The 22,931-nt window shown below is 35.6% G+C and carries 14 protein-coding genes; 13 read left to right on the top strand and 1 reads right to left on the bottom strand.

Features of this window, described 5'->3' with window-relative positions:
• Nucleotides 1–154: 154 nt before the first annotated feature.
• The 3 genes from UGRO018_RS07830 (at nucleotide 155) to UGRO018_RS07820 (ending at nucleotide 2,431) form a co-directional block, all read left to right on the top strand.
• A complete protein-coding gene (locus tag UGRO018_RS07830) occupies nucleotides 155–853 on the top strand; it encodes a DUF6678 family protein (RefSeq protein ID WP_416325919.1) in 699 nt (232 codons plus the stop codon).
• Between the two features lie 100 nt (nucleotides 854–953).
• Nucleotides 954–1,646: an aspartate/glutamate racemase family protein gene (locus UGRO018_RS07825; protein ID WP_416325918.1), complete on the top strand. Its 693-nt coding sequence runs from the start codon at nucleotides 954–956 to the stop codon at nucleotides 1,644–1,646.
• 53 nt (nucleotides 1,647–1,699) lie between these two features.
• Entirely contained in the window at nucleotides 1,700–2,431 is a 732-nt protein-coding gene (locus UGRO018_RS07820) for a CPBP family intramembrane glutamic endopeptidase (RefSeq protein ID WP_416325917.1), read from the top strand.
• A gap of 96 nt (nucleotides 2,432–2,527) precedes the next feature.
• Here the strand turns inward: UGRO018_RS07820 and UGRO018_RS07815 are convergent, their stop codons facing one another.
• Nucleotides 2,528–2,656: a hypothetical protein gene (locus UGRO018_RS07815; RefSeq protein WP_257336324.1), complete on the bottom strand. Its 129-nt coding sequence runs from the start codon at nucleotides 2,654–2,656 to the stop codon at nucleotides 2,528–2,530.
• A 219-nt stretch (nucleotides 2,657–2,875) separates the two neighbouring features.
• Here UGRO018_RS07815 and UGRO018_RS07810 point away from each other — a divergent pair, with 219 nt between their 5' ends.
• From UGRO018_RS07810 to UGRO018_RS17940, 10 genes are all read left to right on the top strand, one after another.
• A complete protein-coding gene (locus UGRO018_RS07810) occupies nucleotides 2,876–3,043 on the top strand; it encodes a hypothetical protein (RefSeq protein WP_416325916.1) in 168 nt (55 codons plus the stop codon).
• Nucleotides 3,044–3,889: 846 nt separating this feature from the next.
• Nucleotides 3,890–5,182 carry a hypothetical protein gene (locus UGRO018_RS07805; protein ID WP_416325915.1) on the top strand — a complete coding sequence of 431 codons (1,293 nt, stop codon included), beginning with the start codon at nucleotides 3,890–3,892 and terminating at the stop codon, nucleotides 5,180–5,182.
• Nucleotides 5,183–5,258: 76 nt separating this feature from the next.
• Entirely contained in the window at nucleotides 5,259–6,086 is an 828-nt protein-coding gene (locus tag UGRO018_RS07800) for a ParA family protein (protein WP_416325914.1), read from the top strand.
• Entirely contained in the window at nucleotides 6,034–7,002 is a 969-nt protein-coding gene (locus UGRO018_RS07795; protein WP_416325913.1) for a ParB/RepB/Spo0J family partition protein, read from the top strand. Before UGRO018_RS07800 ends, UGRO018_RS07795 begins: the two co-directional genes overlap by 53 nt.
• A gap of 246 nt (nucleotides 7,003–7,248) precedes the next feature.
• On the top strand, nucleotides 7,249–7,866 hold the full coding sequence (locus UGRO018_RS07790) for a hypothetical protein (protein ID WP_416325912.1): 618 nt from the start codon (nucleotides 7,249–7,251) through the stop codon (nucleotides 7,864–7,866).
• A gap of 51 nt (nucleotides 7,867–7,917) precedes the next feature.
• Entirely contained in the window at nucleotides 7,918–13,071 is a 5,154-nt protein-coding gene (locus UGRO018_RS07785) for a SpaA isopeptide-forming pilin-related protein (RefSeq protein WP_416325911.1), read from the top strand.
• Nucleotides 13,072–13,217: 146 nt separating this feature from the next.
• Nucleotides 13,218–13,994 carry a hypothetical protein gene (locus UGRO018_RS07780; RefSeq protein ID WP_416325910.1) on the top strand — a complete coding sequence of 259 codons (777 nt, stop codon included), beginning with the start codon at nucleotides 13,218–13,220 and terminating at the stop codon, nucleotides 13,992–13,994.
• Complete coding sequence (locus UGRO018_RS07775) at nucleotides 13,981–14,571, top strand: hypothetical protein (RefSeq protein WP_416325909.1); 591 nt, start codon at nucleotides 13,981–13,983, stop codon at nucleotides 14,569–14,571. Before UGRO018_RS07780 ends, UGRO018_RS07775 begins: the two co-directional genes overlap by 14 nt.
• Nucleotides 14,571–15,284, top strand: coding sequence for an LPD28 domain-containing protein (locus UGRO018_RS07770; RefSeq protein WP_416325908.1), 714 nt, complete (start codon nucleotides 14,571–14,573; stop codon nucleotides 15,282–15,284). The genes UGRO018_RS07775 and UGRO018_RS07770 overlap by 1 nt, the downstream gene beginning before the upstream one ends.
• An 11-nt stretch (nucleotides 15,285–15,295) precedes the next feature.
• On the top strand, nucleotides 15,296–22,549 hold the full coding sequence (locus UGRO018_RS17940) for an SNF2-related protein (protein ID WP_463667553.1): 7,254 nt from the start codon (nucleotides 15,296–15,298) through the stop codon (nucleotides 22,547–22,549).
• Nucleotides 22,550–22,931: the final 382 nt, after the last annotated feature.

The following is a 22,931-nucleotide window of genomic DNA, read 5'->3' as shown; positions in this document are numbered from 1 at the left end:
TTGATTCATATGAACAAAACGAAGCAGATGATAGGGGTATTATTATGATAGATTCAGCACTCTTATTATTTGTCAAACTTGTGAAAGACATTTGTGTTTCAATATAGTCTAGTGATTGATCAAGTTAGAATTTGAAACGAAGATAGGATGTGTGATGAATATGGAGACTAATGGAAAAACATTACCAAATACAGGTTTCAATGATATAGATTTTGGCAGTGGTATAAGACAAAATGATGGTATATTATCTGTTTATTGGCCTGATGGAGTACGCTTAAAATTACAAAAAGATTGGATGTATTTATTAACTATTGAGCGTGATGGATATATATTCACTCGTCAAAGATTCAAAAAGCTTGATCATCAGCTTTTGATCTGGGTAGAAAGATTCGCAAAGGATATTTCTGCTGGAAGATACAAAACAAAGAAAACCGAAAAAGAGATGATTTTGGATATCATCACCAAAAGGAATTTAGTGAGCTTTATGAATAATACAAAATGGCAAGAATTGCGAGTAGGGATGCTCAATGAAATGCCATTTGTTCCCCCATACGAATATAAAACGCTTTTTGATGACAATAACTATATTTTAGAAGAGTATGTCCAACATCTTATTAAAAATGAAGGACCAAATTGCTTCTACAGTTTGGATGAGGAAAGTTTTAATTTCTTAAATTATAAAGCAATGGAATGGTTAAAAGTTAGACCACGCTTTTTTATGGAGGATGGTGGACTGTTGGTGAAAAAGAAAGTATGGTATGATTGTGAAAAGGAATTTATTGAAATCCTAAAAAAATATTCAATACCGTATGAATTAGAAAATGGAGTGTATACCATTTATGGATATAGATAGTCTGTATCAAAAATAAAATGAGTATAGCGATAATTTTTCATTCACTAGATTTATCAGAATTTTTTAAGTGGATTTGTAAAAAAAAGGGAGAAATTAAACTATGAAAACAATTGGATTGCTAGGTGGAATGAGTTGGGAAAGTACTGTTCCATATTACCAGATTATCAACGAAGAAGTTAAAAATAAACTTGGAGGTCTTCATTCTGCAAAAATCATTCTTTACAGTGTTGAATTTGATGAAATTGAGAAATGTCAATCAAGTGGAAATTGGAAAAAAAGTGGCGATATTCTCGGTAAGGCTGCACAGAACTTAGAAGCTGCCGGAGCAGATTTCATTTTGATTTGTACCAATACGATGCATAAAGTGGTACCACAAATTTCCTCAATGATCGATATCCCTATCATTCATATTGCTGATGCTACAGCAGATGAACTTCAAATGAATCAAATTGAAAAAGTTGGCTTACTTGGTACAAAGTATACAATGACACAAGATTTTTATAAAAAGAAGTTAATCGATAGGGGAATAGACGTTATTATTCCAGATGACACTGATATTGATGTTATTAATGATATAATTTTCCATGAACTTTGTTTAGGGATTATAAAGGAGGAGTCACGTATAAAATTCAAAAAAATAATAGAGAGCCTAAAGAAAAAAGGCGCTACCGGTGTTATTCTTGGCTGTACTGAAATCGGGTTACTCATTCACCAAGCGGATTCTTCACTTCCAGTATATGATACTACCCTTATACATGCAAAAAAGGCAGCTGAGATAGCGCTGGGTAACTAAGAAATAATAGTCTCAACCAATCATCTCATCAATTAGAAATTGTGGAGGAATATATGGAACAGAAGAATACAAAAAGGGCTTTGGCTTATTCAGCTTTGACATTGCTAATAACATTTATAATCGGACAGATATTATTCATTCTTTTTTCCGATGGAACTAGTATAGGCTCTACAATATTATTTATATTCATGAATCTGACGCCAATGATTGTAGCCATCATATTTGCTAAATTAGACCAAGTGGATTCTGTAATGAAGAAAATGTTTCTTCAAAAAGAAAATCTTTTCGTCTATCTAATGGCTATTGGTAGTGTTTCAATATATTATGGAGTTTCCATAGCTCTTGACAATGTAACATTTACTGGTGGAACATTTGTAATGATTCTTTCATATTTACCTTGGACAATTTTACAAGGTGGTCTTGAAGAATGTGGATGGCGATGGTATCTACAACCAAAACTTGAAATAAAGTCTTTTACAGTGAAGATGTTGATTATATCGATTATTTGGTTTTTATGGCACATTCCTGTTTATAGGCTTCCATGGATAACAGCAGGTTCAAGCAATTATCTCATTTTTTATCTGATGATATTAGGAAATACTTTTATGTTTGGTGCTATAAAAGAGTATTCAAAAGGGGTATTGCCATGTATAATAGCACATATTTTAATTGACTCTATGGCAGTTGCTATTTTGGTAGGTAGTAAAATGCCTCAGATTATCATTCTGGTTCTAATAGAAATTATAGTTTCTACTATTGTTGTTAAATTTAATAGCAAAAAGTAACACATTCCAATTTGCAGATGGAATAAAGAGTAGAATAAATAAGAATTTGTTATAAATAAGGTTTCTCAAAAATGAGAAACCTTATAGTGTATTAAATTATTTTTTGAGTTGCAAACCGTCTTTAAATGCTTCACCTACTCTTTCACCCACTTTATAGTAACCATGTGTATAAGGATCAAAGGCAATAGCATTAACTAAGGACATATCAATTTGATTATCAATCATAATGCGTTCATCTGCAGTTACACCTACGACTTTACCAATAACGCCACAGCCATATTCTTCATTTTGATATTCTATGAATTCACATTCTAAACAAAGTGGAAATTCGTTAATAATGGGTGCATCTACGTTTTCAGATTTTGTTGCAGTTAAACCACTATTTTCAAATTTATTAGCAACTCTATTGCCTGACTCAATACCAAGTTAAGTGAGAATCAAGAAATGAGAATGACGAATCTTAAATTATGGGTTGTGAAAGAAGAAAATAGGGCATTAAATGGGGCATTAGAATACACATTAAGTGAAAAAGAACAGATTGTTTTAAATGTATTGAAAGAATTTCCTAATTTAAATAGAAAAAAATCTTTGAAAAAACAAAAATTCCTTTGACTAGTTTGGATCGATATTTGAATAAGTTAATCGCTTTAGATTTGATTCTAAAGAAAGGTGAACGTAAAACAGTAGGTTATATTGCGAAATGATTTAAAACATAATTCTGTTGATCTATCAAAAAAGTATAAATATTTATGGTATATTATGGATATAGGTTTCTGATCGCCTGAGGTTGGATGTGCAGATGGATGCGGACCTATATCCTTTCTATATCTGAAATACGATATTTGGGTCACAACAACTAATATTATAGTGTGTTTCATATAGATAGTTCAAAACAAAGAAGTGTCAACCAAATAAATAGAAAAAAGACACCTTACAACATGATGTGAAGTGTCTAAACCTTTTTATATGGCACCCTCAGCAGGAATCGAACCTGCAATTAATTCTTAGGAGGCGTGTGTTCCCTTATTTTCCTTATAGTATTTAATCCCTGAAAGTGTTAAATAATCCTTTATTTATCGTCTTTTCTTGGGTTGGCCACTGTTATGTGCGTTCCTGAATTTCCTTATGATTTTAACCTGTTTTAGGGGTTCATGTTAGCAAGCTGTTAGCAAAATGAGCCTTTATCAAAGAGCTATATTGATGATTCAAAAAATTTTTGTTAGCAAATATTTACTTATTTACAATTTTAATTGATTCATATTCATAACAATATTTATACTAGAACAGCTTAGAGATGCTGTTCTTTTTGTACATAGCCAGTCTTAATTGTATTGGCTTAAAGAAAGGAGGCAGAGTATGTCAGAAGTAATAGCAATTGTAAATTTTTTAAATGTTATGTTATTTCATCTTAACTGATTATGGATTATAATATTCTAAAGAGGAAAGGAGTTGATTCCGATGATTACTAGATATCCGGTCATATGCCCAGTATGTGGAAAGATTACACTAGTTAGAGTTCAAGCTGGTTATTTAGATAGGCACGCAATAAGATTTAACTGTGGCAATTGCAATATCACAATAAGAGGTGAGTATGAAAATGGTGGTGCTGATTTCCCTGACTGTAAGCTCTCGGATAATGACAAATGCGCTGATTACGTAATACAGTCTTCAGGAGAACTCTTGACTCACGCTTTGAGAAAAGTTTCAAGTTTCGAGGATACGATAGTTCCCTCACCATTTTTAAATAGCACGATGCTGATTTCTGAGGATAATTATGATTTGTTTAGAAAGAGAATGAATAATTGCCTAGGATATAAGGCACAGCGATCTTCTTATAATGATTGGGTTCATGAACTTTATTTTAATGGTAAGACAAAATATCTGAGAGAACAGTTAGATAGAATCAATATGAATGGTTTAATGAAAATGCATACACAAGAATTAGTAGATATTCAAAAGATTCATTTACTTGATATAGGACTTTTCAAAGTATTAAATGATAAAGAATTTGAGAATTATAGTAAAATGATTTTCAAACAATATGACGATTTTCTTAATAAAGATGTAGCTAGAAAAAGTGAAAATCTATCAAAATTAAAGCAATTATGTGAGCATTTTGCTAAAAGTAATGAATTGCTCAAATGGCAAAAGAAAATCTATCAATTAAATCAGTTATTCACAGAAAAGATTGATAAGTTTATTCCTGTGATAGGATTAGAATTTTATGAATTAGATGAACGAGAATTAGAAAAAGATTTTGCAATTACAACAGTTTCATTTGAAGAAGTTCAATCAATTTATATACATGGTTATGAATTACTTGGTGACTCGCTTTCTTTATTAGCGGCATATGATAATCTTTTCGTAAGAGGAGATTATCAAAAAATGAGAGTAAATGGTCTTAAGATAAACAAAAAAGGAATTAAAACATTAGACGATTTTGAGAAAATTGATTCTAATGGAAAACGTATTCCGTATTTCAATGGAACTGATAAATTTGAAAAAATGATAGAAAATATTTTTAAAAGGAATATTCGTAATTCAATAGGACACTATGATTATGATATATCTTTGAAAGACCCATTCAAGCAAACATTAGTATTCTATGATAGAAAAAAGCAGATAAATATTTCACTAATTGGGTTTTGTACTGAGATAGTAAATCTTATGGTCTGTATGCAAAAAATGAACGAATTGGTATATCAGACACAAAAATGGCATTTATGTTTGACTAACAACCTTATATTTTAGTTAGGACTTCTCTTTTGAGTAGTCTTTTTATTTTACATAGCCGGCAATCGTCTGGCTTATAGAAAGGAGGCAGAGTATGTCAGAAGTAATATGTATTGCAAATCAGAAAGGAGGTGTTGGCAAAACCATGACGGCTGTCAGCATGAGTGCATGTCTTGCTTTGCATGGTAAAAAAGTACTACTTGTAGATTTTGATCATCAAGGTCACGCAACAAAAGGATATGGATATTATGATAGAAGCAAATACTCTTTATCAATGACTGAGGCAGTACAGGCAATTATCAATGGAAATGATATTGATTTTGAAAGACTGATATTACACTCTAATGAAGGAGTAGACCTAATTCCGGCAAATATTACTTTAGCCGGAATAGCACCGGTGTTGCAAAATGTTATGTGCAGAGAAACTGTATTGAAAAGATTGATTGATAAGGTGAAAGGTGACTATGATTATGTTTTTATAGACACCAATCCAACTTTAGGTGATCTACAGATCAATGCACTTGCGACGTCTGATACTGTTATCATCCCTGTACAATCTGAACCTTATGGTGTTGAAGGAATGAGTGACTTATTAAGATCAATTCGTGAAACACAAAGAAATCTTAATCCTGATTTAAAAGTTAAAGGTATCTTGATTACGATGACAGATTATAGAACAAATTTATCCAAGAAGATTACAAATGATATTCGGACTTGCTTTGGATCACATATCAATGTGTTTAAACAAACGATTCCACGCTGTATTGCAGCTGCGGAATCCACGGGAGTTGGCCAAAGCATTTTTGTTTACGATCCTAAAGGAGCAGCTACCATGGCCTATGAAACTTTAACAAAGGAGGTCTTTATAGATGCCAGAAAAGAAAAAGAGCATTCAAGACATAAAAATACCAACATACGATGATTTGTTTAAAACTGAAGAACAAAGACAGGATGATAAATTAGAAAGAATTTATGAAATTCCTCTTGAAGAAATAAGACCGTTTAAAAATCATCCTTATGGTATTCGTTTAGAAAGTCCTGATATGATTGATCTGATAGATAGTATTGGAAGATTAGGTTATAACTTTGAAAATGCTGTAGTAAGACCTCATCCAGATGGACAGGGTTATGAAATGATTACAGGTCATAGAAGGCAGAAAGCATTGGAAATCAATGGTATTTCAACCATAAAAGCTGTAGTACGTAACTTAACAGATGATGAAGCTACAATCTACATGGTGGATAGTAATATCAAGCGTGAAGATGTTCTTCCAAGTGAAAAGGGATTTGCGTATAAGATGAAATTAGAGGCGATGAAGCATCAAGGAAAAAGAGTTGATTTAACTTGTGTCCAAGTTGGGCACAAGTTAAAAGGAAAAAAATCTGTTGAAATATTGGCTGATGAAACTGGAGAAAGTCATAATCAAGTTAAACGCTATATCCGCTTAACCTTCTTAATTAAACCACTAAGAGATATGGTTGATGGTATACGTGAAAATGGAAAAAAGATAGGATTAAATCCAGCAGTAGAACTATCTTATCTTTCCGAGGAACATCAGCAATGTATTATTAAGCATATTGATGATCTGGATTTAACACCATCTCATGCTCAAGCAATCCGAATGAAAAAGCTGTCACAGGAAAATAGACTTGATGATAATGTCATTTACTCTATTATGACGGAAGAAAAAGCTAATCAAAAGGAAAAACTGACATTTAAAATGGATGAAATCAATCAATATTTTCCAAAATCTTATACACCACGCCAGAAACAGGAAACGGTATTAAAATTACTTCAGCAATGGTCAAAGAAGATGGAAAAGAAGCATGAACGATAACTGCGATTGATACAGTCATACATGTGACTGAATGAAAAATACAGAAACGAGCAAGGAGTAGCAACAGCAAGGGGGTTGCTTTTTTTTGCACCAAAACGTGACTGTGTTTTCCCCCTACAACCCCCTTTCAGCCTTCCGAGAAAAATCACTATTAAAAGATATTCTTAATGGAAATATTCTAATCGAATACTAGATATTAAGTATTTAATGATTTATAGTAAAGGTGAAGATAAGGGAGGCAATCTTATGGGAAAGAAAATATTATCAACACTTCTTGTTTTATTAGTTATTACAGGATGCAGTCAAAATAAGGATAATGATGGAATAAGCGGAAAGAACGGTTCTTTGTTGAAAGAAACGCTTGAACAAAAAAAAGAGGAAAAATCTGATAAAGATAAATCTGATGATAAAAAAGGAAAAAGCGATGATGAAGATAAATCTGAAGTAAAAAATAATCAGACTCTAGATACTGAAAATAAAACTGCTGTTAATGAACAATCGACAGAAAAAAAGTCATACAGTAATGAAAAGACTGTTGAAAGCAGTAAACAGAAAACAGATCAATCACCAAGTGGTTCAGCTACGGAAGTTGCTAAACCATCGCAACCTCAGAAACCAACACAACAAGAACCATCGCAGCCAAGTAAACCTGCAGAACCTAAGCCATCATCACCTACTTGTAATGATACGATTCCAAACGGTGCTTTTTCAATAGAGAGAGAAGCTGAAATAGATGCTCAAGTACAAGCTGAAATGACTGAGAATCAGTTACATGGTGATGGAACATTTACGCAATATAAAACAGAATACGGCGAAACCGAATGTGGAACCAGATACTTTTACATTATTCGGATTTACGGTTAATTTAAGAGGTCATGAAGATCTCTTTTTCTATTTTTTGAAAGGAGAATAACAATGAAACGAAATACAATATTAAATAAACTCATGAAGTCTGCACTAGCAGGCTTTTATACTATGTTCGCATTAATTTCAACGACTCCAATAATGGCGGCAAGCAAATATACTGCCACATGGAAAGATACAGGATATTCCGCATATCGTAATTTCAATATACAGGATAAATTTTCGGGAACATCTATGGGCCCGGGAGATTATGAAATATCTGACTTTTATATTGATGATCAAAAAGCTTATTGTGTGGAACCAGATGTTCAGATTTCAAATAATATAAATTATGCTCATGAAAAAATTTATGGACGTTCCGGATTTAAACAGGCAGGCTTTACTGATAGTCAAATAGATAGAATGGGGTATATTTCCAGTCTTGGATATGGTTTTCAAGGAGATAAATCTACGGAAATGCTTGCCGCTACTCAGCTTATGATATGGCAAGTAAGTAAACCAAACGGTTTTTCTCAGATTCCATCCGCTATACAAGCAAAGATGAATATCATAAATAGCAGATTAAATGTTATTTATTCAGATGTTTCATTCAGAAATAAAACAATAGAATTACAAGGCTATGGTAAAGAGTATGCCATTACGTTGACGGATACTTCTAAAACATTTTCTGCATATCTAACCAATGCAGTTCCAAAGGGTATCCAGATTGAAAGAAGTGGTAATCAATTAACTATATGGGCAGATAAAGATGCCTCTGAAACTGGTAATATTGTATTTGATGCATATTATTTGAAAAATGACGCTACAAATACTGAGATTGCTTATTATCAACCATTGAATCAGACATTAGCTGTATTTGGATTAAAAGATCCAAAAAGTATGAGAGTATCATATAAAGTTGCTGTTCAACCTAAAACAGCCGATGTTTCCGCAAGAAAATCAGCTATTGGGAAAATTGATGTAGAATTAAAGTTGAATAAAATAGATAAAGATTCAAAACGGGGAATCAAGGATATTGAATTCGAGTTTTTTCGTGATGAAACATCTCTTGGAAAAGCAAAGACCGATGATAAAGGAAAAGTTTCCATGCCTTCACATGTTGAACAGGAATTTTCTTCTTCGACATATAGCGAAACGTATGTAACTAACTGGAATGATTTAAACTCTGCAATGCAACAGTATAGTACCTCTAAAGGATGGTATCCATCTGAAAAAGAAGCACAAGCTGTAGCAGATAAAAAAGCTTTGCAGGACTTAGAAAATCAGATTAGTGCTTATCAAAATACAAAACATACGTATAAAGCAGTGGAGATTTCAAGTGGTAAATACTATTATCTTGATCCTGATACAACTGTATCAAAAGAACTAATAGGTAGTGGAACGGTAGAACTTAACAAAGATAACCAGCGTTATACATTATCGATTCAATTAGATAAATATGATGAGGATATCCACCAAGGAATGACTGGCATGACAAAGGAACAGTTTGATGAGTATCTTTCCAAAGGTGGAAAACTGAATGTTGTTTCTGATACCGGAAGTAAGAAAACACAAGGAGATGCGGTATTGAGTGGTGCGACTTTTGGACTGTATGCTTCTGCTGATATTTATAATCCGGAAAATCACACAGAGATTCTGTATCATAAAGGAGATAAAGTACTTGAAGTCACTACAAATGAAAATGGCTATGCTGATACAAATGCTTTTGTAGATAAGACAGGTAACAAGGGACTATATTTTGGTGATGCTGATAAGGATTGCTGGTACTACTGGAAAGAAATCAAATCACCTGCAGGATATGAAAAATCAGACCTGTATTACCCAGTTACGCAGGATATGATGAAGCAGGAAGGAGAACCTTATCATTTTGCAATTAAAACACAAATTTCTGATAAAGTGCGTATTGGTCAATTTGAATTAGCAAAATTCATTACTGATGGCGAAAATTCAGAAACAGTGAAACCAGAAATCAACGCTGAATTTAAAGCAGTAGCAAAAAAATATTATGATCAAGCTAATGGTAATATCAATAAAGCGTTAGAATTAGCTAAACAGAATGGCACGAAAAAGGAATATGCTGTGCTGAAAACAGATGATACAGGAACAGCTTTCTCTCCAAAGCTTGCTTATGGTGCTTACGTTGTCCAACAGACTTCTAAAGGAACGAATGGTCAGGAAACAGAATTACTTGCCGAACCATTTTATTTTTATGTTTCCGAAACGACGGACGGACAAACGTATGTATATGGTGAGGATGAAAAAGGCAACCACATTGGTTCATCCAGTGATGGGAACGTACATTACTATATCAACAATCGTCCATTTAACAGTTATGCACAAGTTGTAAAAAAGGATGCAGATACTGGCAAAAACGTATCTTTAAATTATGCAACATTCAAGGTGCAGATGCTTGATAACAATGAAAAGCCAGTTAAAGACTACAAGAAGAAAACAATTCGCTCAGATGAAGATGGTTATATCTCAATGAAAGTCGGTTCAACATGGTACAGCGAATTTACAACGAATGCAGATAACCGTATCAGCGTCGGTAGCAATTTCATGAATTTCTTTGCTTCTGATAAGAACTACGAAGAAAACAAAGATTATGATAAAGGGAAAGTAAAACTGCCTGTTCCTCTACCAGCTTCAAAATATAAATTAACAGAAATCACAGCGCCTGATTATTTTGTGCTTGCCAAAGAATCAAAAATCTTTGAGATCACATCATCCAATGTATCTGGAAGCGATGAAGATGGAGAGCCGGTGGTTGAAATCGAAATGATGAATAAAGAAGTTAAGGGACAATTATCTGTCAAAAAAGAAGGAGAAGTCCTAACTTCCGTGTCAAAAGATGATGATGGAAATCTTGTGTTCGCTTATGCAAACCAAGGCATTGTGGGTGCAGTTTATGAAGTACGTGCAAGAGAAGATGTTATTGATCCAGCGGATGGAAGCGTCATGTATAAGGCTGGAACTGTTTTAGATATAATTACGACAGGAAAAGATGGTATTGCAGAATCAAAGAAACTCCCTCTATCAAAACTAGAAATTGAAGAAATCAAGGCACCTGATGGCTTTACTATATCGCATGAAATACAGGAAGCTGAATTAGAATATGAGGATCAGAATACAGAACTTGTATTTGATAGTGTTACCTACTACAACGATCGCCAAAAACTTGACATGAGTGTTGTTAAGAAAGACGCTGAAACACATTTTCCTCTTGCCGGTTCAACTTTTGGTGTGTACGCAACTGAGGATATAAAGTCTGTCAATGGAAATATTTTAGTAGAAAAAGGTACTCTAATTGAAACAGCAGTATCGGATACAGATGGTCATGTACAATTTGAAGCAGACTATCCACTTTCTCACTATGAAATCAAGGAAATCAAACCAAGTATCGGTTATGCTACGAATAAAGCAGTATTGAAAGTTGATGGAACATACCAAGGTCAAGATATTCCGGTAATTGAATATCACCAAGAAGTCTTTAACGAAATGACAAAGTTTGAAGTATCTAAACAGGACACTACAGACTCCTCAGAGATTGAAGGGGCTATATTAAGTGTTTATCCTAAAGGTCAGCAAGGAGAAATCTTTGATACTTGGATATCTGGACAAGATGGTAAAAATGACGATGGAACAATTAAGCCACACTTGATCAAAGGTTTGGAAATTAACAAGACCTATATTCTGCATGAAGAAAGTTCACCATATGGCTTTGCTCTTGCTAACGATATCGAATTTAAAGTGTCTGATACTGGTGAAGTACAAAAAGTTATAATGAAAGATGAACTTGTCATGGGGACATTGAAATGGAATAAAACAGGTCAGATATTTGATCAAGTTATTACAGGTCAGAATGAATTTGGAACGACATATTCCCCTGTTTGGAACAAGTCTAATTTACTCAATACGGAAATATCAATCTATGCAGCAGAGGATATTAAGATCGGTAACAATGTTTATTACAAAGCAGATGAGAAAATAGAAGTCCTTGAGAGTGACTGGGATGCAGTTACAAGCAAGAAATTGCCTGTTGGTCGTTATTACTATTCTGAAAGTACAACACCGCATGGTTATGTTACAGATACCAATAAACATTATTTCAGTATTGAGGATAGCCAGTCTACAGAGTTACAGATTGTCACATCTACACTTGAAAACAAACGTCCTACTTTCGATATTGATATGACAAAGCTGTTGGAAAAACAGGAAATATTTAAAAACGAAGATGCCTACAAAGATGTTGTCTTTGGTATTTATGCCCGTGAGGATGTTTATGACTATATGGGACATGTGGCTATCGAAAACGGAAGTATGATTTCCACTACAGGAATTGATTCAGATGGGCATCTGGTTGATGTTCCTGATTTACCAAATGGATCATATTTCATAAAAGAACTTGCGACAAATAAGCAATTCGTTCTAATCGAGGAAGAATTTGACTTCGAGGTTGCTTATCATGGTCAGGATGTATCACACTATGTCATTCAGATTGGTTTGGATGGTAAGGTAGAAAACAAACTTGCCCGTGGCTCTGTTCAAGTCAAGAAAACAGATACACTTGATGTAAAGAAAGAAATGAAAGGTATCCAATTCAATCTTTCTACAAAAGAAGATATGTCTGAAATCATCTCTACTGCAATGACAGATGATGATTCTATCGCTTATTTCAATGATTTGGAGCTAGGAACATATTTTATTCAAGAATCACAGCAAATAGATGGATATGCTTTGAATGATCACATCTATAAGGTGGAAGTCAAAGAAAATGGTGATATGTTAGAAATAGAATGTAAAAATCAGCCTATCGAAATGGTATTCAGTAAAGTGGATATCACAAATAACAGAGAATTACCAGGCGCAACAATCACAATCACGGAAAAAGAAACAGGAAAATTGATCGATCAATGGGTATCCACAGAAGAAAGCCATATCATCCACTACCTTGTGGAAGGTAAAGACTATATCATGACCGAACTTAGCGCACCATCAGGTTATGAAAAAGCGGAAAGCATCACCTTTACTGCAAAAGATGGAGTTAAGATCACCATGAAAGACAAGCATAAGCCTGTTATTGTAAAAACTGGAGACGAAACAAAGATTGAATTATATGCAATGATGTTTGCTGCTTCTATTGGTGCAATCATCATATTTATGTGTATCAAACGTAAAAAAGGACACAAGCATGATGAGTCATAATCGTTTGGCTATAGTTATCATGCTTTTTGCCTTGTTTTCAGCAGTCAAGGTATTGCAGAGAATGAGAAAAGTTCAGAATTGTTCTATTACGATTTCAGAGGAAAGCACACCGCTTTCCTCTTTTCAAGCAAAGGAGGAAAAAAATCATGGATGAGCATATGTCAGATATATTAGATCGAATGGAAAAACATTGGAATGATATACGATTCAAAACCGAAAATCATCTTAGCGATGTATATGAGTACTTGATGGCGAATGATGAAGAAAGCATGTATGTTGATTATATCCTTGATAAACAACAGGAGGATGGAATCGTCCAAGTAAAAGCATTGGCACACAATGAACTGGATTCATCCCATATCTGTGAGATCTATTTAGATAATCGAGGAAATGGTGAATACGGTATTGTGCCAGATTGGGATTATAATGTGGATTCTTATCTCCTTGCAGATCTTGAAGATGGCTTTGAAATAAAATATATGCCACTTGAGGATCATGCCGGGCACTGGTTTTGTATCAATGAATTACGTGGTGAAATCAATGCAGAAAAAGGCTTACAGTTGTATTTGGCATACTGTCAAAAAAATGGCATTTCACATGAATTGCTTTCAACTGTCAGAGATCATGTACCCAATATTCATAATCTATATAAAGAAGAGAATCAAAATTATGAAATTATTGCTGAGGCAACCTGTGGCCACAGTGCGGTTGTGCTGGCATTTAACAAAAGAGCGCCACAGCGTTATGTGACATGGGAAACCACACGTAATCGTAAACGAGGATATGACCAAGGACATTACTATGATGATTATAAACGAGCTTTTAAAGATTTTAAGATGAGAAGTCACGATATGATGGAGAAACAAATTGATCGTCAAAAAATACGGAACAAATCAAGGGAGCGTCATCATGGAGAGCGATAAAAAAATAGTTGTGTTTGATGAGATAGCTTACGAAGTTTTGAAAGAAGATGCCATAGGAGGAAAGAATTATTATATGGCAGGTCCGGGACATGATGGAAATTATATAACTGGTACTGTTGATATGACTTTTGCTGCTATAGGTAGAGCGATTTATACTCTAGATGGAAAGAGTTCAGAATATTTACAAGTTGCAGAATATTATTATGGTACTTTAATGAGAGAATTACAGCAGATAAGAGAACGAGAACCGAAAGAATCACTAATATCTGAAAAAGATTGCAATTCGATATTTGATTATCCTACTTTAATTGGAAAACTTGTCGTATTGAAACCAGATGTTCTTTATCCTGAATTTCAAAATTCAACACATCAGCTATATCTTGCCGAAGGTGGTTTTGGTTGTAACCCTAAAAGCAGAGGAAATGCAATCTTTGCAGAAAATATTTATACCGGAAAGCGTAGCCGCATTGAACGCTATGAGTTGATAGGTGTTATAAAGAAAGAAAGCTTACCGCAGTGGGCAAAGGTTAAACTTCAGGAAAAGGAGAAAGATTCAGTGAAAGGAGAAGAACGATAATGCTAAAAGCTGATATACATTATCAGGATAAACATGTCCAGATAGATTTTACAGATTCGTGGGAAACCATTGGAAAAGCCTGCGTAGAAATGGTCGATGCCCCATTTGATAGATTAACAGCCAAGAATGTAGAGTTTCTTGCATACTCTGGGAGAAACTATGGCAAATTGCAGAAAGTGGTAAGCGAGGATGATACACTAAGAGACATCTTCCTTGCCTATAAAAAACTGCAATATGGCAGTAAGGAGTTTTCTCAACAGTTCGCAAATAACTATCGTAACTTTCATAGTGCATATGAGGTAAACGATGCTTATATCAAGTACCGACAGGAGGAATACGAAGCATTGACATCCGATGCCCTTGATAAGTACCATGCTGATCCGAATAACAGTTATTATGAGCTGATGAAAATTTTTGATATTCCTGTTATATTCACTCCGGCTAGAATACCGATGAGTCATGTTCCTAAAGGATTGTATCGCTATGAGGTAAGACATGATGATGATTGTCAAGGCATCATGTGTCAGCTTGCAAAAGGTATCATGATCAATCACTGGGGAACTATCTTATCCAATAAACCTATCCAACTGGATGTGGATGGGTTCCGTGACATTGATGAAGAAAAAGACATCGTTTATATAGATGCACCAGATATGACGATCAAAGAATATCAAAATGAATATAAATCAAAGCATAAGGAAAAAGAACGATAGGAGGATAGCAAATGGCAAGAACCTATAAGGAAGTCCATGAAATCTGGAAGGAGCAGTCATTTAAGATTACCTCTTCTCCGGCAAATTGGATTTCCTTTTTAAATACTGCCTCATGGCATTATAAATATAGCTTTGAGGATCAAATACTGATCTATGCTCAAAGACCAGATGCAACCGCCTGTGCAGCGTTTGATGATTGGAATGATAAGATGTATCGGTATATTCGTAGAGGCTCTAAAGGCATTGCATTGCTGGCTGATAACGGTTATTCTCTACGCTATGTATTTGATATTGCAGATACTGGTAGCCCACTCCATCGTCCTTTAAAACTTTGGAACATCCAAGAGCAGGATCATGCTGAAATCATTGAAATGCTCAATGATAAGTTTGAAACCAATGAAAGCGATGATTTAGGTGATGTATTAAAAGAACTTGCTACGATGATAGCTGAGGATAATTATCAAGATTACGCAAAACCACTTATAAAATATTCTCAGGGAAGCGCTCTATCAGAACTGGATGCCTTTGAAATCAATCATGAATTCAAGACATTGGTTGAATATTCTTTAGCTTACATGTTGATGAATCGCTGTGGTATTGATCCAATGAAATACCTTGCCTCAGATGACTTTTCATCGATTGCTTTGTTTGATACTTTAGATGTGATCGGTCAACTTGGTGTCACAAATTGTGATCTAAGCCGTGAAGCATTTAAGGACATATCCAACAAAGCACGGGAAATCATGATTCGCACATTTGCAGAAAATAAGAATATAGAGCAGAATAGAGAAAAAGAAGGGAGCGATTTAAATGCAAGAGATCACATACAGTCAGATAGACGATTACCAGATGCCGAATATCAAAGAAGCGAAACCAGTCCTGAACAGCCGATACGCAAGGTTGAGGCTGGAATACCTGAAAGCCAATCAGCCGGGACACCTGTTCTCACTGAGAGCAAACAACGAACTGCAGAACCACTTGAAGGAGATTTCAGATCAGGCATATCAGAGAATGGAAGTCCTGATGAGTCAGCTGTTGGAGGAAACACCCGCTCCGGACAAAGAACAGGATATGATAGCTTGGGTGGGCTTCATGAACAATCTGAAAGCGAGCGCAGAGGAAATCGTTCTCAAGGAGATCGTTTACAGCTAGATTTGGATTTAGGCGATGTTGAGGTTGAAAAGGAACCAACTACACCGCCTTTTTCTATGGAAGATCTGTCTATCGTTTTACGTGGCGCAGATAAGCTGAAGCATTCTAAAGAAGATATTATTGCTTATTTCAAAAGTCATACGGATGATGTGGATAGAACAAATTATATAAAAGAGGCATACGATGATACATTGATCATGATGTATCGTAAACCTGAAGACTATGATTATTCCTATGTAGGTTACAAAAAAATCAATGGTAGATTAGATGTCTGGTCAGGGAACTGGCAAAAGCCAGAGACGAAGTCCTCATTATCTTTTGATGATGTCCAACAGGAAATTGCGAAACTGATTGAAAAAGAAGAATATCTGCAATCTCCATGGGAAAAAATGACAAATATTCAAAGAGCATATGCAGAAAAAAAGATCAATCAGATTATCGAAAAGCAGATACTCTCCTACAAAACCGAATTAGATGCTACGGCCGGAGAAATCATCAGTTTTTTTAAGCAGGAAGAAAACAAAGACAAACGAATCGAATATGTGAAATCTATATATCCTGATAAATACTACGAATTTGAAGAAGATGGAGTACGCATGGGCTTTGAAAAACATGATGATCATCTTCTTTTATATTTAGGAGCATATGAAAATAAAGTAGTATCTTCTGAATTTGCATGGTGGCGAGTAGCGCAGGAAATAGATGCAATGATCTTGTCCAGATACTATGCAACGGATATTCAAATTCCAACAGCAGAAGAACAATTGACTGCGGTTTATGAGAATGAGATGTCGCTTAAAAATGGCATCTATTTTTCACAGGAAGAAGTTGATCGTATCCTCACCAGAGGAAGTGGTATGGAAGAAGGTAAATATCGTATCTATCAGCAATTCTCAAAGCACGAGGATTCAAAGAAGAATATTGCATTTCTGAAAGAAGAATATGGTATCGGTGGTGCTTATCCAGCCGTAGGTTGGATAGATGAGTGGCACGACGCCAAGGGCATAAAAATTTCTCGAGGAATCATCGGCAGCGAAGAAATCAGCGTTTTACTGAAATGGAATCAAGTCAGCAAAAGAATTGGTGAACTGATAGCCGCAGAACGCTATCTCAGCCCTGCGGAAAAAGAACAATACCCGGTCTTTCTACAAAGACGGATGGAACGTCAATTAGAATATGAGCGTAAACAAAAGGAAAAAGAATTAGGTATTGTGGAAACATCTGATGAGGAACAACCAATAAATACGATCAAGGTTTATCAATGGTATGTTGGAGATACTGTACATGTTGGCGCAACCGATTATGTAATCATTGAGGATGGTGATCCTGTTGTATTGCAGGATAAGGAATTCCCTCTTTTTATCGAAAATTTCTCTAAGGAACAACTGCTACAGGTATTAAAGGAGAATCCGTTAAATGATAACCTACTTGTAGAAGTACCTTCTGAGAAAAACGATGATGTTCATGAAACGACGACTTTAGATACTGAAAAAGTATACCAAAAATATATGCCCGTTTTGGTAGACAAGATCAAAGATAGTGCGCTATATCCGGTTTTGCGTGATAGAGATACGTCTATCGAAGAAGCCGCACAAATGATCAGAGAGAGCCTATTTCCTATCATATCATCGATGAATAAGGATGATCCGGATCTCTACTCCCTTTATATGAGAGATGAAACATTCAAAAAGCTCATGATCGATGATATTCTTGACCGTACCTATCAGGATATTTCAAAAGGCTATGATAATTCATCACAGCTTAAGAAAGAAAAAACCGGTATAGTACGATCAAAGGAACTCCAAATAGAAGATGAAATCAGCACATTGAATAACATCACAAATCGATTAAAAATGGATGATATGTATGTTGTATGGGATGATGAAAAAGATATGATCCTCGTCCATGACGATGATGACAATGTATGGGCAGGTAAAGAACTTTATGATTTTATGCTGAATGAAGCAATCGTCTATGAACATGATGGAACGTCGACTGTTATATCTGATGATGTTTTAGACCATTTTAAAGAAATAGCCAAACGATATGGTGTTGAAATAACAAATAGTGAACCTCCAGTAGTAACACAAACTAAAATTGATTATCGAATTCACAATGATCAATTAGGTGCCGGAACACCTAAAGAGCGTTATAGAAATAATGTAGCAGCCATTCGACTGCTTTTTTCTTTGGAAAAAGAAAACCGATCAGCTACTGCAGAAGATCAAGAAATCCTTGCACGATATGTAGGATGGGGTGGCTTGTCAGAGGTATTTGATGAAAGCAAAAGCAACTGGTCTGATGAATATAAAGAATTAAAGTCTTTATTAAATGAGGATGAATATCGAAGTGCGAGAGAATCTACACTATCCGCTTTTTACACTTCTCCTATTGTGATCGAAAGTATGTATCAGGTACTGGATAACTTAGGATTTCGTAGAGGGAATATCTTGGAACCATCCTGTGGTATTGGAAACTTCTTGGGGATGTTGCCGGAAAGTATGAGCGAGTCAAAACTATATGGTGTTGAACTAGACTCAATTACTGGAAGGATCGCTAAACAGCTCTATCAGAAAGAAACTATCACAGTAGAAGGATATGAAAAAACAAAACTTCCTGATAGCTTTTTTGATGTTGCTATTGGAAATATTCCTTTTGGACAATTCAAAGTATCAGATAAACGCTACGATAAGCTGAACTATAACATTCACGATTATTTCTTTGCTAAGACATTAGATAAGGTTCGGCCGGGAGGAATCATTGCCTTTGTAACTTCCCGTTATACGATGGATAAACAAAATGGCAGCGTTCGTGAATATATCAATCAGCGTGCTGAATTGTTAGGTGCGATTCGATTACCCAATACTGCTTTTAAGGATAGCGCCAATACAAAGACGGTCAGCGATATTCTGTTCTTACAGAAGCGAGATACGCCTATCGTAAAAGACAGTGAATGGATATATACGGTTAAAGATGAGAATGGATTTATCATGAACAATTATTTTGTTCAACATCCGGAAATGGTCTTAGGTCATGTAGAGATGACCAAAGCCATGTATGGACGTGAGGATATGACGGTTGTGCCTTATGAAGATGTTCCATTAAAGGAATCGTTGCAGAATGCAATTCGCCATATACATGGACAGATTGATGAAAGAGCAATCGTACCTGAGGAACTAGACAGTGAACCAGAAGACATCGTGACGATACCGGCAGATCCCACTGTCCGTAATTTTAGTTATACGATGAAGGATGGTGATGTCTATTATCGAGAAAACAGTATCATGACGAAATTAGAGTTATCTAAAACCGCTATGAACCGTATTACTGGATTGATAGATATTAGAAATTGTATACGACAACTGATTGAATATGAAAAAGAAGATTACCCTGATGAAGTCATTCATAAGCAGCAGGATGAACTTAATAAGCTGTATGATGATTTCACAAAATCGTATGGTCTGATCAATAGCCGTGGAAATAGCATGGCTTTTCGTGATGATGATTCCTATTACCTTCTTTGTTCCTTAGAAAACTTGAATGAAGATGGAACGTTAAAAAGCAAGGCAGACATCTTTTATGAGCGGACGATTGGGAAAAAGGTTGTTATAGAAAAGACAGAAACATCCAATGAGGCGCTATTATTGTCTTTATCGGAAAAAGCCAAAGTTGACCTTGATTATATGGCATCGCTTACCGGCTTTGATAAAGAAAAGATACTGAGTGATCTACATGGAGTCATTTATAAAATACCGAATGCTACAGAGCCGGATCGTGAGGATGTTTATGTAACAACAGATGAATATTTGAGTGGAAATATCAGGAATAAGCTGCGTGTTGCAGAGTTGTCAGCAAAACTTGATCCGCAATATGAATACCATGTAGAAGCGTTAAAACAGGCTATGCCGACAGAATTAAGCGCATCAGAGATTGATGTACGTATTGGTGCAACATGGATACCCAGCACAGATTATGATGCATTCATGCATGAAACCTTGTCTATGTCATTTTATGCTAAGAATAACATTCATGTTTCCTACAATAAGATCGATAGCTCTTGGAGCATCTCAAATAAAACAAGAGATAGAAACAATATCAAGGCTGAAAAGACTTATGGAACACATCGAGCAAATGCTTATCGTCTGATTGAGGATTGTTTAAACTTGAAAAGCACAAAGATCTTTGATTATGAATATGACGAAGAAGGAAGAAAAAAGGCTGTACTGAATAAAAAAGAAACAATGATCGCCCAGCAGAAACAGGACAGTATCAAAGAGACATTTCAGAGCTGGATTTGGAAGGACTTTGATAGACGAGAACGTTTAACCAAGTTATATAATGAGAAGTTTAATTCTATAAGACCAAGATACTATAATGGAGATCATTTGGCCTTTCCCGGAATGAATACAGAAATAACATTGAGAAGTAATCAAAGAGATGCGGTAGCTCGAGGACTTTATGGTGGTAATTCTTTACTTGCCCACGTCGTAGGAGCCGGTAAAACGTTTGAAATGATTGCTATCTGTATGGAATTGAAACGTCTTGGTTTGGCACAAAAATCGCTCTTTGTGGTGCCGAATCATCTCGTGGAGCAATGGGGTTCTGATTTTTTAAGGCTTTATCCGGCGGCGAATATTCTTGTCGCAAGAAAGCAAGATTTTGAAAAGAATAAACGTAAAAAATTTTGTTCAAGGATCGCAACCGGCGATTATGATGCCATCATCATGGGGCATAGTACATTTGGGAAGATACCATTGTCTGCACAGCGTCAAAAGAAATCCTTGGAGAAACAGTTAGATACGATCATAGATGGTATACAACAGCTAAAAGATGAGGATGCACCAAGATTTACCGTAAAACAGTTGGAAAAAACGAAGAAGAATCTAGCAAAACGTTTGGAAAAATTGAATGATGATGAACGAAAAGACGATGTGATCACATTTGAAGAACTTGGAGTCGACCATCTGTTTGTTGATGAAAGTCATAACTTTAAGAATCTATTTTTGTATACAAAGATGCGCAATGTTGCTGGATTGTCACAGACCGATGCGCAAAAATCATCTGATCTATTTATGAAATGTCAGTATCTGGATGAGATCACAGGAGGAAAAGGTATTACCTTTGCGACTGGTACACCGATCAGCAATTCAATGACGGAAATGTATACGATACAGCGTTATCTGCAATATTCTTTATTAGAAGAACAAGGACTTGAGAATTTTGACGCATGGGCATCAACATTTGGAGAAACAGTATCCGCAATTGAACTGGCACCGGAGGGAACAGGATACCGTATGAAAACTAGATTTTCTCGTTTTTATAACTTGCCGGAACTTATCTCTGTATTCAAGGAAGTAGCGGACATTAAAACAGCGGATATGCTGAATTTGCCTACGCCTACAGCGCATTATGAAACGATAGCGGTAAAACCTAGTGAGATGCAGAAAAGCATCGTAGAATCACTTGCAAAGCGTGCTGAGAAAGTAAGAGGTGGAGAAGATCCACGCATTGACAACATGTTAAAAATTACGAACGACGGAAGAAAGTTGGCATTAGATCAACGTCTGATTGATGATAGACTGGAGGATTTTGAAACTAGTAAGGTCAATGTTTGTATTCAGAAAGTGTTGTCCATTTATAAAGAAACAGCGGATAAAAAATCTACACAATTGATCTTTTGTGACATGTCAACTCCACACAAGAAATCGTCCTATGTAAAAGAACAAATAGAAGCAGGTAATGAACTGTTATTTACGAATGTGTATGATGATATTGTTGAAAAACTGATACGAAGTGGTGTGCCAGCAGATGAGATTGCTTATATCCATGACGCAGAAACTGATGCAGCTAAAAAAGAATTATTTGCGAAGGTACGTACTGGAAGTATTCGTATCCTGCTGGGATCTACTCAAAAAATGGGAGCCGGAACAAATGTGCAGGATCTGTTGATTGCATCGCATGATCTTGATTGTCCGTGGCGTCCTTCGGATCTGGAACAACGAGGCGGTAGAATCGTTCGGCAAGGCAATACCAACAGTGATGTCTACATCTATCGCTATGTCACGGAGCAAACATTTGATGCTTATTTGTATGTGCGACCTGAAGTCGCTTAATTAATTGTTTAGCGAGCTATCTCGACTAAACCAGTCATTCCGTTGGCTGAGCCTAATATCAACTGCATAACTGGTAACGGTTTTGTGGTAAGCTGATATGAAAATGTAGCCCTTAAGGACAAACCGTGAGGAATGTCCGTTACTGCTAGCAACAAAGCGGTTAGGGAGCAGGTTAGATAGTATGGTTAATGAAAATGAATCACTGATAAACGTCGTTAAGGCGAACAGGCTAAAGTTGCTGATAAGCCTGAACCAAAAGGTGTGTAGTCGGATAACCCTTTGTATAGTGGGGTTACACGGACATGATGACTACCGGCGGAGAGGTGGAACCTAACCTATCATATTGTTAATTAAGTGGAACAGGGTAAGCCCATAATATCGC

The organism is Hoskinsella mucinilytica (assembly GCF_045223415.1).
GTDB lineage: Bacteria > Bacillota_I > Bacilli_A > Erysipelotrichales > Erysipelotrichaceae > Hoskinsella > Hoskinsella mucinilytica.
This window is presented reverse-complemented; position numbering and strand designations above follow the sequence as displayed.

What these genes read in the sequence shown, in the direction of transcription:
- UGRO018_RS07830 (WP_416325919.1), top strand. Translation starts at nt 155, where the DNA reads ATGAATATGGAGACTAATGGAAAAACATTACCAAATACAGGTTTCAAT.
- UGRO018_RS07825 (WP_416325918.1), top strand. Translation starts at nt 954, where the DNA reads ATGAAAACAATTGGATTGCTAGGTGGAATGAGTTGGGAAAGTACTGTT.
- UGRO018_RS07820 (WP_416325917.1), top strand. Translation starts at nt 1,700, where the DNA reads ATGGAACAGAAGAATACAAAAAGGGCTTTGGCTTATTCAGCTTTGACA.
- UGRO018_RS07815 (WP_257336324.1), bottom strand. Translation starts at nt 2,656, where the DNA reads ATGATTGATAATCAAATTGATATGTCCTTAGTTAATGCTATTGCCTTT.
- UGRO018_RS07810 (WP_416325916.1), top strand. Translation starts at nt 2,876, where the DNA reads ATGAGAATGACGAATCTTAAATTATGGGTTGTGAAAGAAGAAAATAGG.
- UGRO018_RS07805 (WP_416325915.1), top strand. Translation starts at nt 3,890, where the DNA reads ATGATTACTAGATATCCGGTCATATGCCCAGTATGTGGAAAGATTACA.
- UGRO018_RS07800 (WP_416325914.1), top strand. Translation starts at nt 5,259, where the DNA reads ATGTCAGAAGTAATATGTATTGCAAATCAGAAAGGAGGTGTTGGCAAA.
- UGRO018_RS07795 (WP_416325913.1), top strand. Translation starts at nt 6,034, where the DNA reads ATGCCAGAAAAGAAAAAGAGCATTCAAGACATAAAAATACCAACATAC.
- UGRO018_RS07790 (WP_416325912.1), top strand. Translation starts at nt 7,249, where the DNA reads ATGGGAAAGAAAATATTATCAACACTTCTTGTTTTATTAGTTATTACA.
- UGRO018_RS07785 (WP_416325911.1), top strand. Translation starts at nt 7,918, where the DNA reads ATGAAACGAAATACAATATTAAATAAACTCATGAAGTCTGCACTAGCA.
- UGRO018_RS07780 (WP_416325910.1), top strand. Translation starts at nt 13,218, where the DNA reads ATGGATGAGCATATGTCAGATATATTAGATCGAATGGAAAAACATTGG.
- UGRO018_RS07775 (WP_416325909.1), top strand. Translation starts at nt 13,981, where the DNA reads ATGGAGAGCGATAAAAAAATAGTTGTGTTTGATGAGATAGCTTACGAA.
- UGRO018_RS07770 (WP_416325908.1), top strand. Translation starts at nt 14,571, where the DNA reads ATGCTAAAAGCTGATATACATTATCAGGATAAACATGTCCAGATAGAT.
- UGRO018_RS17940 (WP_463667553.1), top strand. Translation starts at nt 15,296, where the DNA reads ATGGCAAGAACCTATAAGGAAGTCCATGAAATCTGGAAGGAGCAGTCA.